The organism is Hydrogenophaga sp., from assembly GCF_018780075.1.
Classification (GTDB): Bacteria; Pseudomonadota; Gammaproteobacteria; order Burkholderiales; family Burkholderiaceae_C; genus Hydrogenophaga.
In genome coordinates this window covers 55,217-71,189 of the sequence record NZ_JADMKB010000105.1, presented here as the reverse complement: position 1 = coordinate 71,189, position 15,973 = coordinate 55,217, and the positions used below count along the sequence as shown (strand labels likewise).

Annotated in this window: 19 protein-coding genes; 9 read left to right on the top strand and 10 right to left on the bottom strand. The window is 70.0% G+C overall.

The features are described 5' to 3' along the window. Positions 1 to 26 precede the first annotated feature (26 nt). Positions 27 to 512 carry a hypothetical protein gene (locus tag IV088_RS17530; RefSeq protein ID WP_291104825.1) on the top strand — a complete coding sequence of 162 codons (486 nt, stop codon included), beginning with the start codon at positions 27 to 29 and terminating at the stop codon, positions 510 to 512. A 5-nt stretch (positions 513 to 517) separates the two neighbouring features. On the opposite strand, the gene IV088_RS17525 is transcribed toward IV088_RS17530, so the two are convergent. The 8 genes from IV088_RS17525 to IV088_RS17490 all read right to left on the bottom strand — a co-directional run bounded on the left by IV088_RS17525 (position 518) and on the right by IV088_RS17490 (position 5,306). After that, entirely contained in the window at positions 518 to 1,798 is a 1,281-nt protein-coding gene (locus IV088_RS17525) for an RNA polymerase sigma factor (protein ID WP_291104823.1), read from the bottom strand. Positions 1,799 to 1,842: 44 nt separating this feature from the next. After that, a complete protein-coding gene (locus tag IV088_RS17520; RefSeq protein WP_291104820.1) occupies positions 1,843 to 2,253 on the bottom strand; it encodes a VOC family protein in 411 nt (136 codons plus the stop codon). Positions 2,254 to 2,276: 23 nt separating this feature from the next. After that, positions 2,277 to 2,807: an SRPBCC family protein gene (locus tag IV088_RS17515; RefSeq protein WP_291104818.1), complete on the bottom strand. Its 531-nt coding sequence runs from the start codon at positions 2,805 to 2,807 to the stop codon at positions 2,277 to 2,279. Between the two features lie 11 nt (positions 2,808 to 2,818). Beyond that, positions 2,819 to 3,241, bottom strand: coding sequence for a YciI family protein (locus tag IV088_RS17510; protein WP_291104815.1), 423 nt, complete (start codon positions 3,239 to 3,241; stop codon positions 2,819 to 2,821). A gap of 104 nt (positions 3,242 to 3,345) precedes the next feature. Then, the gene (locus IV088_RS17505) at positions 3,346 to 3,765 is read right to left on the bottom strand and encodes a VOC family protein (protein ID WP_291104813.1); all 420 of its coding nucleotides are present in this window, start codon (positions 3,763 to 3,765) and stop codon (positions 3,346 to 3,348) included. A gap of 11 nt (positions 3,766 to 3,776) precedes the next feature. Continuing rightward, positions 3,777 to 4,220 carry an SRPBCC domain-containing protein gene (locus IV088_RS17500; protein WP_291104811.1) on the bottom strand — a complete coding sequence of 148 codons (444 nt, stop codon included), beginning with the start codon at positions 4,218 to 4,220 and terminating at the stop codon, positions 3,777 to 3,779. Between the two features lie 19 nt (positions 4,221 to 4,239). Beyond that, complete coding sequence (locus IV088_RS17495; RefSeq protein WP_291104809.1) at positions 4,240 to 4,719, bottom strand: VOC family protein; 480 nt, start codon at positions 4,717 to 4,719, stop codon at positions 4,240 to 4,242. 221 nt (positions 4,720 to 4,940) lie between these two features. Further along, positions 4,941 to 5,306 carry a YciI family protein gene (locus IV088_RS17490; RefSeq protein ID WP_291104806.1) on the bottom strand — a complete coding sequence of 122 codons (366 nt, stop codon included), beginning with the start codon at positions 5,304 to 5,306 and terminating at the stop codon, positions 4,941 to 4,943. A gap of 128 nt (positions 5,307 to 5,434) precedes the next feature. On the opposite strand from IV088_RS17490, the gene IV088_RS17485 reads away from it, so the two are divergent. Then, positions 5,435 to 5,713 carry a cupin domain-containing protein gene (locus IV088_RS17485; protein ID WP_291104804.1) on the top strand — a complete coding sequence of 93 codons (279 nt, stop codon included), beginning with the start codon at positions 5,435 to 5,437 and terminating at the stop codon, positions 5,711 to 5,713. 142 nt (positions 5,714 to 5,855) lie between these two features. Beyond that, positions 5,856 to 6,278 carry a heme-binding protein gene (locus tag IV088_RS17480; protein WP_291104802.1) on the top strand — a complete coding sequence of 141 codons (423 nt, stop codon included), beginning with the start codon at positions 5,856 to 5,858 and terminating at the stop codon, positions 6,276 to 6,278. A gap of 18 nt (positions 6,279 to 6,296) precedes the next feature. Here IV088_RS17480 and IV088_RS17475 read toward each other — a convergent pair whose 3' ends face one another. After that, positions 6,297 to 7,223 (bottom strand): LysR family transcriptional regulator, encoded by a 927-nt coding sequence (locus tag IV088_RS17475; protein WP_291104800.1) that lies wholly within the window; start codon positions 7,221 to 7,223, stop codon positions 6,297 to 6,299. Positions 7,224 to 7,352: 129 nt separating this feature from the next. Here IV088_RS17475 and IV088_RS17470 point away from each other — a divergent pair, with 129 nt between their 5' ends. From IV088_RS17470 to IV088_RS17450, 5 genes are read left to right on the top strand one after another with little or no spacing between them, the layout of a single operon-like run. After that, complete coding sequence (locus tag IV088_RS17470) at positions 7,353 to 8,324, top strand: tripartite tricarboxylate transporter substrate binding protein (protein WP_291104798.1); 972 nt, start codon at positions 7,353 to 7,355, stop codon at positions 8,322 to 8,324. Between the two features lie 6 nt (positions 8,325 to 8,330). Continuing rightward, positions 8,331 to 9,362, top strand: a complete 1,032-nt coding sequence (locus tag IV088_RS17465; protein ID WP_291104795.1) for an amidohydrolase family protein — start codon at positions 8,331 to 8,333, stop codon at positions 9,360 to 9,362. After that, complete coding sequence (locus tag IV088_RS17460; protein ID WP_291104794.1) at positions 9,359 to 10,264, top strand: VOC family protein; 906 nt, start codon at positions 9,359 to 9,361, stop codon at positions 10,262 to 10,264. The genes IV088_RS17465 and IV088_RS17460 overlap by 4 nt, the downstream gene beginning before the upstream one ends. 27 nt (positions 10,265 to 10,291) lie before the next feature. Further along, positions 10,292 to 11,158: a fumarylacetoacetate hydrolase family protein gene (locus IV088_RS17455; protein WP_291104792.1), complete on the top strand. Its 867-nt coding sequence runs from the start codon at positions 10,292 to 10,294 to the stop codon at positions 11,156 to 11,158. Between the two features lie 2 nt (positions 11,159 to 11,160). Further along, the gene (locus IV088_RS17450; RefSeq protein WP_291104790.1) at positions 11,161 to 12,708 is read left to right on the top strand and encodes a bifunctional 3-(3-hydroxy-phenyl)propionate/3-hydroxycinnamic acid hydroxylase; all 1,548 of its coding nucleotides are present in this window, start codon (positions 11,161 to 11,163) and stop codon (positions 12,706 to 12,708) included. Positions 12,709 to 12,729: 21 nt separating this feature from the next. On the opposite strand, the gene IV088_RS17445 is transcribed toward IV088_RS17450, so the two are convergent. Beyond that, positions 12,730 to 13,494 carry an enoyl-CoA hydratase gene (locus tag IV088_RS17445; RefSeq protein WP_291104788.1) on the bottom strand — a complete coding sequence of 255 codons (765 nt, stop codon included), beginning with the start codon at positions 13,492 to 13,494 and terminating at the stop codon, positions 12,730 to 12,732. Between the two features lie 171 nt (positions 13,495 to 13,665). On the opposite strand from IV088_RS17445, the gene IV088_RS17440 reads away from it, so the two are divergent. Then, complete coding sequence (locus IV088_RS17440) at positions 13,666 to 15,954, top strand: patatin-like phospholipase family protein (protein WP_291104786.1); 2,289 nt, start codon at positions 13,666 to 13,668, stop codon at positions 15,952 to 15,954. The last annotated feature ends 19 nt before the right edge of the window (positions 15,955 to 15,973 follow it).

Sequence of the window (15,973 nt, the reverse complement as noted above, 5' to 3'; positions counted from 1 at the left end):
GCCCTGCCCGGCCGCGGGGGCGGTTGATGCCGCTGGAGACCCTGGCCACGGCGCTGCAGGCCAGCGGGCTGTCGGCACTGCTGCGCTCGTCGATCTGGCTCTACCCGCTGGTCAACACCGGGCACGTGGTGGGCATCGCGCTGCTGTTCGGCGCCATCGTGCCGCTCGACCTGCGCCTGATCGGCTGCTTCGGGCGCACGCCGCTCGAACACCTCGCCGGCACCCTGGTGCCCGTCGCCGTCACCGGGCTGCTGCTCGCGCTGTGCACCGGTTTCCTGCTCTTCGCGACGCGGCCGCTCGACTATGTGGTGGAACCGCTGTTCGGCATCAAGCTGGCGCTGGTGGGCGCGGCCGTGCTCAACGCGCTGTGGCTGCGCCGTGGGTCGGCCTGGCGGCGGGTGGGCGTCACCCCGGGCGCGCCGCCGCAGCGGGCCTGGCGCCTGCACGGGCTGCTGTCGATCGTGCTCTGGCTGGGGGTGATCACGGCCGGCCGACTGATCGGCTACCGATAGGCCCCTCAGCTCGCGGACACCGGCCCCTGCGCCCGCGCCTGCAACAGCGTTCGTTCGCGGTGATTGCTGGACAGCGCCGCGGCGCGCAGGAACGCGGCACGCGCCGCGTCCCGCCGGCCCAGCCGGTCCAGCAGGTCGCCCTGCACCGCGCACAGCCAGGGGTAGCGCTGCAGGGCCTTGTCCTGCAGCAGCGTCTCGACGATGGCGAGGCCGGCCGCCGGGCCCTCGGCCATGCCCACCGCGACCGCGCGGTTGAGCTCGACCACGGGCGACGGCGCCACCCGCATGAGCTGGGCGTAGAGCGCGGCGATGCGGTGCCAGTCGGTGGCCTCGGCGCTGGGCGCGCGGGCGTGGCAGGCGGCGATCTGGGCCTGCAGGCGGTAGCTGCCCAGGGGCTGGTTCAGCGCCTCGGCGCGCGTCAACGCGGCCAAGCCCCGGCGGATCAGCAGGTGGTCCCAGCGCGCGCGGTTCTGCTGGTTGAGCAGCACGGGGTTGCCCTCGCGGTCGGTGCGCGCGGCGGTGCGCGAGGCCTGGATCTCCATCAGCGCCACCAGGCCGTGCACCTCGGCCTGCCCGGGGGCGAGTTCGGCCAGCATGCGGCCCAGGCGCAGGGCCTCGTTGCAGAGCTCGGGGCGCATCCAGTCGCCGCCGCTGGTGGCGGTGTAGCCCTCGTTGAACACGAGGTAGACCACCTCCAGCACCGAGCCGAGGCGCTCGGTCAGCTGCGCGCCCTGCGGCACCTCGAAGGGCACCTGGGCCTCGGCGAGGCTGCGTTTGGCGCGCACGATGCGCTGGCCGATGGTGGCCTCGGGCACGAGGAAGGCGCGCGCGATCTCGTGCGTGGTGAGGCCGCCGAGCAGCTTGAGCGTGAGCGCCACGCGCGCGTCGGTGCCGAGCACCGGGTGGCAGGCGGTGAAGATCAGGCGCAGCAGGTCGTCGCCGATGGCCGCGCGCTCGCGGGCCGTGTCCAGCGCGTCGGTGAAATCGGGCACCACATGGGCCTCCATCGCTTCGAGGTCGCTGGCGATGTCACCGTGCCGCGCGTCGGCCATCAGGCGGTGGCGCAGGTGGTCGAGGGCGCGGTGCTTCGCCGTCGTCATGAGCCAGGCGCCGGGGTTGTTCGGCACGCCGTCGCTCGGCCAGTGTTCCAGCGCGGCCACCAGCGCGTCCTGCGCCAGCTCCTCGGCCACCCCCAGGTCGCGCACGCGCCGCGCCACCGCCGCCACGATGCGGGCGGACTCGATGCGCCAGACGGCGGCGATGGTGTCGTGGACAGCGGAGTGCACGCGCTGTTTCTACACCCGGGCGCGCGACCGTTGGGGGGCCATGTTCACATCTGCGCCGGGGCGGCGGACTCGTCCATCCAGAACACCTCCCACTGGTGGCCGTCGAGGTCGGCGAAACCGTGCTGGAACATGAAGCCGTGGTCCTGCGGCGGGTTGGGCGTGGTGGCGCCGGCGGCCACGGCCTTGGCAACCACCTCCTCCGCCTCGGCGCGGCTGTCCACCGACAGGGCGATCAGCACCTCGGTGGCCTTGTGCGCGTCGCTGACGGGCTTCTTGGTGAAGCCCTGGAAGAAGGGCTCGACCAGCAGCATGGCGTAGAAGTTCTCGCCGATCTCCAGGCAGGCACCCTGCTCGTTGGTGAAGCGCTGGTTGAACGTGAGGCCCAGGGCCTTGAAGAAGGCCTGCGAACGGGCCATGTCCTGGATGGGCAGGTTGACGAAGATCTGGCGAAACATGGTGTGCTCCTTGGTGGGTGGGGTCAGGGTTTTTCGGCGAGCTGCCGGAGGTTGGTGAGGCCGGCTTCGAAGTCTTTGCCGATCATCTGGTCCATGTTGAAAAAGATACCCATCAGCTTGGTGATGAAGGCACTCGGGCCGCTCATAGCCCAGGTCACCCGCGTGCCCGCGCCGTCGGGCACCAGCGTGAAGCGGACCTCGTTGTGGCCCTCGAAGGGTTCCCACATGTCGAGCTGCATGGTGACCTGCGACGGCTCGGTGGCACCGGTGACCGAGATGCGGCCCTTGCCCACGTCCTTGTTGCCCTCGAAGTCGAACACTGCGCCCGGCCCGGCCGCCGGCCCGCTGTACGCCGCCTTCATGGCCGGGTCTTTTCGCGCGTAGGGGTTCCAGGTGTTGAACTGGCGCATGTCGTTGATCAGCGGAAAGAGCTTCGAGGCGGGCGCGGCGATGGTGGCCGAGCGCTCGACGGCGAAGGTGTCGGGACGGGTGGCGGCAAAGATCAGCAACAGCGCGATGGCAGCGACCCCGATCAGCAGAACGGTCTTGAGCATGGGGTCTCCTTTCAGGCTTTGCCGAGGGCGTCGAGGGCCTTCATCTGCTCCAGCGCCTCGCTGGGCGGGAACTCGTCGAGCTCGATGAGCTGGCGCAGCTCGATCACGGCCTCCTGGCCTTTGCCAGCGGGGTTGGGGAAACGGCGGCTCCATTCCATGGCCTCTTCGCGCGAGCGCACCTGGATCAGGGTGTAGCCGGCGATCAGCTCCTTGGCCTCGGCGAACGGGCCGTCCACGACACGCTGCCCGGCAGCGTCGTACTGGATGCGCCAGCCGGTGCGGCTGGGGTGCAGGCCGCTGCCGTCAAGCAGCACGCCGGCGCGCGCCAGTTCCTCGTGGTAGGCCGCCATCTCGGCCATCAGTTCTTCGGGCGCCTCGGGCGTGACCTCGGCCTCGAACGCGGCGCAGCTTTTGACGATGATCATGAATCGCATGGCAATTGTTCTCCTGTGTTCAGTTCCAGAACACCGCGGAACCGGCTTCTCCGGGCCGCTGGTGTGGCCCCTTGAGGGGGTTGCGCGCAGCGCGGCGGGGGTGGTCACATCAACGGCTGCATCATGCTGTTGTGGTTGCCCTCGGTGTCACGGAACACGACGTACTCACCCACGCCGGGGATCGTCATCGGCGCACCGATCACCTCGCCGCCCGCACCGCGCACGCGCTGCATCGCCGCCTGGATGTCGGGCACGCCGACCACCACCGACGGGTGCTGCATCGGCCAGTCGGCCTTGAAGGGGAACAGGCCGCCGTTGATGGACCCCAGCGCGGCCTCGGGCGGCATGGGCGGGCGGGCGCCGGGCGGCGCGGTGCTGACCAGCACGTAGTCGCCCATCTGGGGGCCGAGGAACTGGTGGGTCCAGCCGAAGGCGGCGGCGTAGAAGCGCTCGGCGCGCTCGCGGTCCTTGTAGGGCATCTCGAAGTGCACGACGGCACACATGGGAACGGTGGTGGTGCTCATGGGGGCTCTCCTCAGGTGGGGGTTTCACAAACCGCTTTCAGCGCCAGCAAGGCCTCGGGCCAGGTCTGCGCCATCCAGTCTTCGTGGGTGCCAAACACGTCGACGTCGACGCGCACGCGCGTGCCGCCGGCCTCGTCGGAAAACGTGTAGTTCTCGAAACACGGCGTCCACGCACGCACGGCCTCGCTGGTGGTGTCTTCGACGCCGTTGGTGACCATGCCGAGGTGGCGGATGGACACGAACTCGGCCGGCCGGTGTTCGGCGATCTCGGCGACCATGCCGTCGCCGTTCGGGCCACAGAAACGGATGGGCGTGCCGGCCTCCCAGCTGCCCTCGTAGCGCGAGCCTTCGCTGAACGTCGCGGTCCAGCGCTCATAGGTGGGCGAAAACAGCGTGCTGCGCCAGACGTGTTCGCGCGGCGCATGGATCAGGATGTCGAAGTGCAGGGTTTTCATGGGGGTCTCCTGTGAGGATTCAGGGTTCGCCTGCGTAGGCGCGCTCCAGTGCGGCGATGTCGAGCTTGCGCATCTGGCGCATGGCGGCGGTCATGCGCTGCACGCCCGGGCCGGGCGGGCCGGCCAGACGCTCCATGACGAAGCTGGGCACGATCTGCCACGACACGCCGTACCGGTCCACCAGCCAGCCGCACATCTCGGCCTCGGGCACGGCCGACAGCGCGGCCCAGCAGCGGTCGACCTCGGCCTGGTCCGCGCAGCGCACGGCCAGCGACGCGGAGGGCGAGTGGCGGTACTGCGGGCCGCCGTTGAGCAGCGAGAGCGCATGGCCGTCGAGCTCCAGGCTCACCAGCAGGGCCGAGCCCTCGGGCATCGGCTCGCCAGGACCGTAGCGCAACACGCCGGTGATGCGCGAACCCGGAAACACCGAGCCGTAGAAGGCCGCGGCCTCTTCGGCCTGGGTGTCGAACCAGAGACAGGTGTGGATGTGGGGTGTCATGGCTGGGCTCCTTGTCGTGCGCTTGTGGGGACGACGAAGCAGCCTGCCGGCTTTCGACACGACAGGATTAAGGGAAAACCCGCATCAATGGTTCATGTCGCGGGAGCGCCACCCAGACGCCCGAAGCGGTGCAACCCAGGGCACCGCCGGGCCGGCTCCGCCGGACGGCCAGTGCCGCCCCCTGGAGGGGGTCGCGCAAGGCGCGGCAGGGGTGCACCATGTCAAGCGTGGCTCTCGTCGAAACACGGTGCAAGCGGGCGCACTTCGACGGTGCACCACTGCGCCGCGGGGCAGCGCTGGGCGATGGCGATGGCCTCTTCGCGGCCCACGTTTTGCAACAGAAAGAAACCGCCGATCATTTCCTTGGCCTCGGCGAACGGGCCGTCGAGCACCTGCGGACGCCCCCCGGCGTGGCTCACACGCACCGCGCTGGACAGGCCGGCGAGCGACTCCACCGCCTTGAGCTTGCCCTCGGCCGCCAGTCCCTCGCCAAAACGCTGCATCTGCGCGTAGGCCTCGCGGCCCTCGGCCTCGGTGCGGGTGGCGCGCTGGCCTTCGGGTTCGATGATGAGGAGCATGTAAGACATGAGGGGCCTTTCGGAGGGCGGGCATCAATATTGCGATCGTACACAGGGTGTTTCCAGCAAACCCCCGAGCGCGGCAGGGCTTGCACCTGCGTGATGCAATGGATGCCCACCTCTCCAAGGAGATCGCCATGCCCAAGTCGTTTGATTCGTTCAAGAGTGCGGCCCTGGCCGAGGGCTTTGACGAGGTGCTGGAGCGCGTCTGGGCGCCCGACACCGTGCTGGACACGCACAGCCACCCGTTCGCGGTGAAGGCCCTGGTGGTGCAGGGCGAGATGTGGCTCACCGTGGGCGACGAGACCCAGCACCTGGTGCCGGGCGAGCTGTTCGAGCTCGAACACGGCGTGCCACACGCCGAGCGCTACGGCCCGGAAGGTGCGACGTACTGGGTGGCCCGGCTGAACGCTTGAGGACGGCCCCAACGCTCCGCCTTGGGGCGGCCCGGCGGGGGAGCCACGGAAGGCCGCGAAGACCCTGGCTGCAAGCCGGAAGATGGCGCGTGTCAAGATCGCGCCTCGCGCATTTCCCCTCATCCCACACCCCCAACCGACCATGAGCCTCACCCTCGATCAAGCCCAGCAGATCATCACCGCCGCCCTCGCGAAATCGAAAGAGATGGGCCACCAGCCCATGGGCATCGCCGTGCTCGACGCGTCCGGCAACCTGAAAGCCTTCGCCAGCGAAGACGGCGCCAGCATGTTCCGCTTCGACATCGCGCGGGCCAAAGCCTGGGGCGCCGTCGGCATGGGTGTGTCCAGCCGCACGCTGGGCGAACGCGCCAAAGGCAACCCCAATTTCTTCGTTTCCCTGGCGGCCACGTCGGATGGCAAGTTCCTGCCGCAGACCGGCGCGGTGGTGATCAAGGATGCGCAGGGCCAAGTCATCGGCGCGGTGGGTGCCAGTGGCGGCACCGGCGACGAAGACGAGCTGATCTGCATCGCGGGCGTGACGGCCGTCGGCCTGGCCCACGGCTGATCGCCGCGCGACGCAGCGTCAGGAGTCCATGCCCACGTTCGCATCCCGCCGGTTCACCTCGTGAAAAAGGCCGCGCAACCAGCGATTGGCCGGATCGTTCTGCATGCGGCGGTGCCAGTACAGCTGCACGTCGATCACCGGCACGGCAAAGGGCAATCCGATGCGCCGGATGGCGATGTGGCGCTCCATCACGGTAGCGATGTCCTCCGGCACGGTGGCGATCAGATCTGTGCCGGGCAGCAGTGAGAGCAGGCTCATGAAGTGCGAGAGCTCGAGCGTCACGTGGCGGCGCCAGCCTTTGTCGTCGAGAAAGCGGTCGATCAGATGCTCGCGCCCGTCCGGCCGCACCACCACGTGCCGCGCCGCGAGGTACTGGCGCTGCGTCATGCGCGTCACGGCCGGCCCGGCTTGCGCGCAGGCGATGCACACGTACGAGGTCTTGAAGAGCGCCTGCTGAAAAAACCCGGCTTTCCGCAGGTCGGGGAAGAAGCCCACGGCGAGATCGGCCTCGCCGGACTCCAGCGCCTCGGCCGCCACATGGCGCGGCCGCGAAGTCGCCAGCAGCCGCACCTGCGGTGCCTCCTGGCGCAGCCGCCGCATCACGCCGGGCAGGAAGGCGACCTCGCCGATGTCGGGTGTGAGCAGGGTGAAGCTGCGGTCCGAGCGCGCGGGATCGAAAGCCGCCTTCTGCAGGATCTCGGCGTTGATCGCCTCGACCACCCGGTGCACCGCGGGCGCGAGCTCCAGTGCGCGCGGCGTGGGCTTCATGCGCGTGCCCGCGCGCAGGAACAGGGCGTCATCGAAAACGACGCGCAATCGCGCGAGCGCCGCGCTGGTGGCGGGCTGGCTCAGGCCCAGGGCCTCGCCGGCCCGGCCCACGCTGCAATGCCGGGCCATGGCGTCGAACACCACGAGCAGGTTCAGGTCGACATTTCGGATATCCATGCCATGGATTCTATGAATCCACGAGATCGTCTGGTCAGATTGGCCGCCGCTGCCTAGCATCCGCCTTGCATTCGCCTCAACCACGACGGCGCCGCACGCACGGCACCGCATCTTTACAGGAGACAAACCATGCAACGCCGAGACTTTGCCCGCGCAGCCGTGCTGCTGCCTTTCGCCAGCCCGCTGCTGGCACAGACCCCGGCCTGGCCGCAGCGCCCGGTGAAATTCATCCTCTCGCAGCCCGCAGGCGCGGGTCCCGACATCCTGGCGCGATTCGTCGGCGAGCAGCTGGCGCGCCTGTGGACCCCGGGCGTGGTGATCGAGAACCGGCCGGGCGGCCAGAACGTGATCGGAGCCCAGGCGGCGGCACGCTCGGCGCCCGACGGCTACACCTTTTATTACGCGACCACGGCGGCCATGGTGACCAACGCCTTCACCTTCAAGACCCTGCCCTACGACCCGGTGAAAGACTTCGCCCCGGTGCGCCTGGTCGGCCGCAGCCCCTTCGTGATCGCCACCACCGCCGCGTCCCCGTTCAAGGACCTGGCGCAGGCCCTGGCCGCCGCGAAGGCGCAGCCGGGCACGGTGACCATGGGCACCGAGGGGCCGAAGACCTTCTCCGGCATGCTGGCCGACAGCGTGGCCGGCAAGGCCGGCGGCAAGTTCAACCACGTTTCGTACACCAAGGGCTCCGAGGCGATCCAGGATCTGATCGGTGGCCGCATCCAGCTCGTCTGCCTGCCCGATGCCGCGCTCACCGCGTTCATCAAGAGCGGCCAGGTGCGCGCGCTGGCGACGAGCACCGCGCAGCGCCAGGCCGACATGCCCACGGTGCCGTCACTCGCCGAAACCTTCCCCGGCTTCGAGTACACCGGCTGGAACGGCGTGTTCGCACCGGCCGGCACGCCGCCCGAGGTGATCGCGCGCGTGAACCGCGATCTGGAAACTGTGTTGCGCCAGCCCGAGGTCGTGCAACGCATGCAGGCCCTGGGCTCGCTGGCCGAGCAGAAGATGTCGGTGGCGGAGTTCGAGGCCTTCATGCGCGGTGAGCACGAGCGCTGGCGCGAGGTCGTCAAGACCCTGGGCATCACGGCGGAGTGATCGCGCGTGGCGACGCTGGCCCCCTGCACCTGCGGCATCGACGTGCACGCGCACGTCGTGCCGGAGAACTTTCCCGCCTACATCGGCCGCAGCCTGCCGGCCGACTGGCCGTCGATGGCACCGGCGCAGCCCTGCCACCGCCACGTGACGATCGCGGGCAAGAACTACCGCACGGTATCCGACAAGTGCTGGGACCCTGCCAAGCGCCTGGAAGATCTGCCCGGCATGGGCCTGGCGCTGCAGGTGATGTCGCCCATGCCCGAGCTGCTGTCGCACTGGATGGCGCCGGCCGACGCGCAACAGCTGCTGCGTTTCCTCAATGACCAGATCGCGGGCATGGTGGTCGACGGCGCCGGTCACCTTGCGGGGCTGGGCGCGGTGCCGATGCAGGACATGGACCTGGCGATCCGCGAACTGGAGCACGTGGTCAAGGTGCTTGGTTTTCCCGGCGTGGAGGTGGGCAGCAACATCAACGGCGTGCCCATCGGCGCGCCACAGTTCGACCCCTTCTTCGAGGCGTGCGAGGCGCTGGACGCGGCGGTGTTCGTGCACGCCATCCGGCCCGCCGGCATGGAGCGCCTGGTGGGGCCTCCGCCGCTGCAGCAGGTGCTGGGCTACCCCGGTGACGTGGGCCTGGCGGCCGCGTCCGTGATCACCACCAACCTGCTGGTGCGCCGGCCCAAACTGCGCATCGCCTTCAGCCACGGCGGCGGCACCCTGGCCTCGCTGCTGCCGCGCCTGCAGCAGGGCTGGGGCGTGTTCCCGGCGCTGCGCGATGCGGTGCAGCAAGCCCCGGCCGAGCAGGCGCGCCGTCTGTTCTACGACACGCTGGTGTTCGATACGCCGACGCTGCGCCACCTGGTGGCCAGCTTCGGCGACACACAGCTGATGGTGGGCACGGACTACCCCTTCAACTTCCACGACCACACCCCGGTGCAGCGCATCGAGACAGCCGGCTTCGACGCCGACACCGTTGCGCGCCTGGTGCAACACAACGCCGAGCGTTTCCTCGGCCTGCAGAAAGCGATCACCCCATGAGTTCCCCCTGGATCGAAGCGGTGCGCAGCGTGGCGCTCAACGTGCCCGACCTCGCACAGGCCGAAACCTTCTACACCGAGGTGTGGCGCCTCGACGTGGCACACCGCAGCGAGCACGCGCTCTACCTGCGCGGCACCGGCAGCGACCACCACCTGCTGGCGCTCTACGCCGGTGGGCCGGTGCCGCAAATCCGGCAGGTGACCTTGCGCGCGCGCAGCGCCCAGGCGCTGCAGGCGGTGGCCGAGGCCGTGCCGCGCGCGGGCGGCCAGATCGTCTCGCCCGTCGGCCCGCTCACGAGGAACCCGGCCGGTGGCACAGGCCTCACGTTGCGCGACCCCCATGGCCGGATGTTCCAGGTGGTGCACGGCGACGCTCGCCAGCCCGATCTCGGCCCGCAGCGCGACCGGCCGCAGCGCCTCACGCACGTGGTGCTCAACAGCCACGCGGTGGACGACACGCAGCGCTTCCTGACCGAGGCGCTGGGCTTCTCGCTGGCCGACCGCACCGTGGCCATCGCCTTCATGAACTGCAACCACGACCACCACACGCTGGCCGTGGGCGTGAGCGACAACGACGCGCTCAACCACATCGCTTTCCTGATGCCCGACGCCGACTCGGTGATGCGCGGCGGCGGCCGCATGAAGGACGCAGGCCACCCCATTCAGTGGGGCCCCGGGCGCCACGGCCCGGGCAACAACCTCTTCAACTACTTCATCGACCCCTTCGGCGTCGTCATCGAGTACACGGCCGAGGTCGAGCAGGTCGACGAAAGCTACCGGCCGCGTGGCCCCGCCGACTGGGCGTGGCCGCCCGGCCGGGTCGACCAGTGGGGCATCTCGCCACCGCCTGGTCCCACCTTGAAGGCAGCGCAGCGCCGTGTGCTGTTCGTGCCCGCTCCCTGAATCCGTTCCCTGAAAGCAACCCGCACCATGAAATTCACCACCTACCTGCGCCAAGGCGCGCCCCGCCTCGCCGTGGTTGACGGCACCGACCTGATCGACCTCAACGACGCCCAGCCCCAGGTGCCCAGCGACCTGCGCGAGGCCCTCCAGGCCGGCGTGGACCTGCACGCCGCTGCAGGCGCCGCGCTGGCCGGACATTTCGAGCGACAGCCGCTTGCCAGCGCGATGCTCGCCCCCCTGGTGCCCGAACCCGGCAAGACCGTGTGCCTGGGCCTCAACTACTTCGACCACGCCAAGGAAGGCGGGCGCGAGAAGCCCGACTACCCGTGGTTCTTCTTCCGTGGCGCGTCCTCGCTGATCGCGCACAACGACGCCGGCGTGGTGCCCACCGTGTCGTCGAAGTTCGACTACGAAGCAGAACTCGCGGTGGTGATCGGCCGGCGCGTGCCCCGTCACACAAAAGAGGCCGACGCGCTGCCCTACGTGTTCGGCTACAGCTGCTTCAACGACATGAGCGTGCGCGACTACCAGAAGCGCACACCGCAGTGGACCATCGGTAAGAACTTCGACGGCACCGGCGGCTTCGGCCCGGTGCTGGTGACGGCCGACGAGCTGCCGCCCGGTGCGAAGGGCCTGAAGATCCAGGGCCGCCTCAACGGCCAGGTGATGCAGGACGCGAACACCAGCGACATGATCTTCAGCGTCGCGGAAACCATCGCGTTGCTGGCCGACGTGCTCACGCTGGCGCCGGGCGACGTGATCGTGATGGGCACGCCCGCCGGCGTGGGCCAGGCGCGCACGCCACCGGTGTGGATGAAGGCCGGCGACAGCTTCGAGGTGGAGATCGAGCGCATCGGCACCTTGGTCAACCCCATCGTCAATGAGCGGACGTGAGCATGGAACGCTTGTTCGATGTGGCGATCGTGGGCTATGGACCCTCTGGGGTGGTGGCGGCCGGCCTGCTCGGTCAGGCAGGCCTGAGCGTGCACGTGTGCGACCGCCTCACCGAGGTCTACGAGATCCCGCGCGCCATCGCGCTGGACCACGAGATCATGCGGGTGTTCCAGCAGCTGGGCGTGGCCGACGCGGTGCTGCCGTTCTGCGAGCCTTTCACGCCCTCCGAGTACTTCGGCGTGGACGGCCAGCTGATCCGCCGCATGACGATGGTGGCGCCGCCCTACCCGCAGGGCCACACGCCCTCGATGGTGTTCACCCAGCCAGAGGTCGAGCGCATCCTGCGCGAGCGCGTGGCCCAACTGCCCAACGTGGTGGTGGAGCTGGGCGTGGAGATGACGGGTCTGACGCAGGACGCTGAGGGCGTCGAACTGTCGATCCGTTCGGCACCGGGTGCCGACAAGACCGTGCGCGCGCGTTACGCCATCGCCTGCGACGGCGGCTCCAGCGGGGTGCGCACCCAGCTCGACATGCCCCTCGACGACCTCGATTTCGACGAGCCCTGGCTGGTGGTGGACGTGCGGGTGAATCAACGCGGGCTGGCCAAACTGCCCCAGGTGAGCGTGCAGTACTGCGAGCCCGAGCGGCCGTGCACGATGGTGATCGGCCCGAAGAACCACCGCCGCTGGGAGATCTCGCTCAAGCCCGGCGAAGACCCGAAGCAGGCCGCCACCCCGGAGGCCACCTGGAAGCTGCTCGCGCGCTGGCTCACGCCCGAGGACGGCACGCTGTGGCGCCAGTCGAGCTACCGCTTCCACGCGCTGGTGGCGCGGGACTGGCGCCAAGGGCGGGTGTTCCTTGCGGGCGACGCGGCGCACATGCAGCCGCCCTTCCTGGGGCAGGGCATGTGCCAGGGCGTGCGCGACGTGAGCAACCTGGCCTGGAAGCTGGCCGCCGTGTTGCGCGGCGAGGTCACGGGCGCGCACGCCGAGGCGCTGCTCGACAGCTACGGCGCCGAGCGCAAGGCCCATGTGCGCGAGCTGACCAGCCGCATCAAACACGTGGGTTCGGTGATCTGCGAGCGCGACCCGGTGAAGGCCCGCGCGCGCGACGCCCAGCTGCTGGCGGCCTGCGACGGCGTGGTCCAGGACACGCCGCGCCAGGACATCCTGCCCGCGCTGGAGACCGGCCTGCTGGCCCCCCAGACCCATGCCGCGCGCGGCAGCCTGTTCCCTCAGCCGTGGCTCGCCGCCGGGGAGCATGCCCAGCGCATGGACGCGGTGGCAGGCAACGGCTGGCGCTGCGTGCTGGCGCCGTCGCTCGCCCTCACCGGCGGGGTGCCCACGCCGCCGTGGTTGCGCACGGTGGCATTGGGCAGCCGCGACGCGCAGGAGCTGGATGGGGTGGCCGAGGCCTGGTTCCAGCGCCACCAGTGCGTGGCGGCCCTGGTTCGCCCCGACAACCTCGTCTATGGCGTGGCCGGCTCCGCGCAGGAAACCGCCACGCTGATCCAGGGGCTGGCCACGCAGCTGGGCCGGGTGGGCGCCTGAACCCGAGCCCGGCGGCCGGGTTCAGAGGCCAGAGAAATCCGGCTTGCGGCGCTCCATGAAAGCGCCGAAGGCTTCCTTCGCCGCCGGCTCGCCGAGCATGCGGCCGAAGCTCGCGCCCTCTTCCGCCATGGCCGCCATGACCTGTGCGGCATTGCCCTTCTTCATCAGGCGCTTGGTCTCGATCAGCGAGGCCAGCGGCTTGGCGGCGAGGCGGCGCGCCACGGCCTGGGCGTAGACCGTGGTCTCGCTCGGCGCCAGCACGCGGTTGACCAGGCCCACTTCGAGCGCGGCCTCGGCCATGAAAGGCTCGCCCAGCAGCAGCGCCTCGGCGGCGCGGTGGTAACCCATCATCTGCGGCACCAGCAGGCTCGACGCCGCTTCGGGGCACAGGCCCAGGTTGACGAAGGGCATGGAGAAGGCGGCGTTGTCGCCCGCGTAGACCAGGTCGCAATGCAGCAGCAGCGTGGTGCCGATGCCCACGGCCGGGCCGCACACCGCTGCCAGCACCGGCTTGCGGAACTGCGCGATGCCGCGCAGGAAGCGGAACACCGGCGAGTCCTCGGTGGCGGGCGGGTTGTTGAGGAAATCGCCGATGTCGTTGCCGGCGCTGAAGGTGGTTTCGTTGCCCTGGAACACCACCACGCGCACGGCCGGGTCGACCTCGGCCGCGGCCAGCGCATCGGCCAGCGCGCCGTACATGGCCGCGGTGATGGAGTTCTTCTTGTCGGGGCGGTTGAAGGTGAGCGTGGTGACGCCGGCTTCGGTGTGGACGAGGATGTCGCTCATGGTCAATCGGTGTTGGGCAGATGGGGCGCGCGCCACAGGGAACGGGGCACGCGAAGAAGGGCGCCAAATTAACATGAAAGCGGCGCGCCGTCTGGAGCACCGTGCCCAATCGGCGACACGGCGCCGAGGCCCCTACACTGCGACTCACCCGAGCTTCTGCGAGTGCCGCCCATGCCACTTCACCCCCTTGTCTCGCTGGCCCGCACCCTGTCGGTGGGCCTGCTGTCGCTGCTGCTCGCCAGCCCCGTCCTCGCACAGACCACGACGGCCCCCGCCACGGTCGTGAGCAAGCCGCGCGTGGCCCTGGTGCTCTCGGGCGGCGGGGCGCGCGGCATCTCGCACGTGGGCGTGCTCAAGGTGCTGGAAGAAGCGCGGGTGCCGGTGGACGTCATCGTCGGCACCTCGATGGGCGCGATCATCGGCGGGCTCTACGCCAGTGGCATGGGGGCCGAGGACCTGGAGCGAGAGATCCTGGCGGTGGACTGGGGCGACGTGTTCGAGCGGCGCGAACCGCGCCAGCTGCTCTCACAACGCCGCAAGGAAGAGGACTTCGAGCTCTCGCCGGTGCTGCAGGTGGGCTTTCGCGACGGCGAGTTCCGGTTGCCCACGGGCGCGGTGTCCACGCGTTCGCTGGAGATGCTGCTGCGCCGCTACACGCTCTCGACCCGCCTGCTCGCCACCTTCGACGGCCTGCCCACGCCGTTCCGCGCGGTGGCCACCGACATGGAAACCGGCAAGGCGGTGGTGATGGACCACGGCGACCTCGCGGCGGCGCTGCGCGCGAGCATGTCGGTGCCCGGCGTGTTCTCGCCCCTCGAAGTGGACGGCCGCATCCTGGGCGACGGCGGGCTGGTGAACAACCTGCCGGTGGACGTGGCGCGGCGCATGGGCGCGGACGTCATCATCGCGGTCAACATCGGCACGCCGCTGGCCGGGCGCGAGACCCTGGGCAGCCTGCTGGGCATCACGACGCAGATGGTCAACATCCTGACCGAGCAGAACGTGCAGGCCAGCATCGCCACGCTCACGCCCAGCGACTTGCTGCTGCAGCCACCGCTGGGCAAGCTGACCTCGGCCGATTTCGATCAGGCGAAGGCGCTGGTGGGCATCGGCACCGACCACGCGCGCTCGATGCGCGAGGCGCTGGCGCGCTTTGCGGTGGACGAGGCCAGCTACGCGCAATGGCGCGCGGCGCGCGGCATGAACGCGCAGGCCTACGCGGAGCGCATGGGCCAGGTGAAGGCGGTGCGCTTCGAGGGCGTGCCCGGGGCGCGCGCCGAGCAGCTCGCGCACACGCTGGACACCGCACCGGGGCAGCGCGTGGACGTGAAGCAGATCGAGGCCGATCTGCAGAAGCTCGCCGCCAGCGGCGACTACGACCGCGTGGACTACCGGCTGGAGCGCGAGCGCGGCAACACCGACGAAACCCTGGTGGTGAGCCTGCGCGAGAACGACTGGGGCCCCAACTACCTGCGGCTGGGCATGGACCTGCGCACCGATTTCGAGGGGCGCGGCGCCTTCAACCTGTTGATCAGCCACAACCGCCACTGGCTCAACGACCTCGGCGCCGAATGGCGCAACCGGCTGCAGCTGGGCGAAACGCTGGCAGGCTACTCCGAGCTGTACCAGCCCCTGGGCCAGGCCAACGAAGCCTTCGTGGCCGCCTACACCGACGCCAGCCTGAAGCGCGTCGAGGTGTACGGCAGCGACGGCAGCGCGCTGGGCATTGGCCGGCGCCAGGGCCTGCGGCTGGGCGCCGACATCGGCTGGCCCATCGGCATCCTGGGCCGCTATGGCGACCTGCGCGTGGGCCTGCAGCTGGGGCTGAACAAAGCCGTGCCCGAGCTGGTGTCGGCCAGCGTGGTCAACACGAGCGAGGCGATCAGCTCGCAGAAGTGGCGCGACGCCGGCGTGCGCGCGGCGGTGATCTCGGACCAGCTGGACTTCGCCAACTTCCCCTCGTCGGGCTACCGCCTGCAGGGCGAGCTGGCGGGCGGCCGGCGCAGCCTCGGCAGCGGGGCGAGCACCCGTTTCTCGCGGCTGGAGAGCAGCGGCACGGCGGTGCGCACCTGGGGCCGCCACAGCTTCAACCTTGGCGGCCGCTTCGCGCGCGCCACGCAGATCCCCGCGGGCGCCATCGACGAGTACTCGCTCGGAGGCTTCCAGCAGCTCTCGGGCTACCGCGTGGGCCAGGTCGCGGGCAACTACCTGTTGTTCGGGCGGCTGACCTACTACCAGCGCCTGCCCTGGAACGTGAGCGTGGCGCGCGCGCTGTTCGCGGGCGGGTCGATCGAGGCGGGCAACGCCTGGGCGAGCCGCCGCGACATCAGCTTCAAGGGACTGCGCACCGGCACCAGCCTGTTCATCGGCGCCGACACCGGGGTCGGCCCGCTGTACCTGGGCGTGGTCAGCGCGCCCAAGGGCTACACGGGGCTGTACCTGTTCCTGGGCCGACCGTGAACATCAGGCCCCCACACTC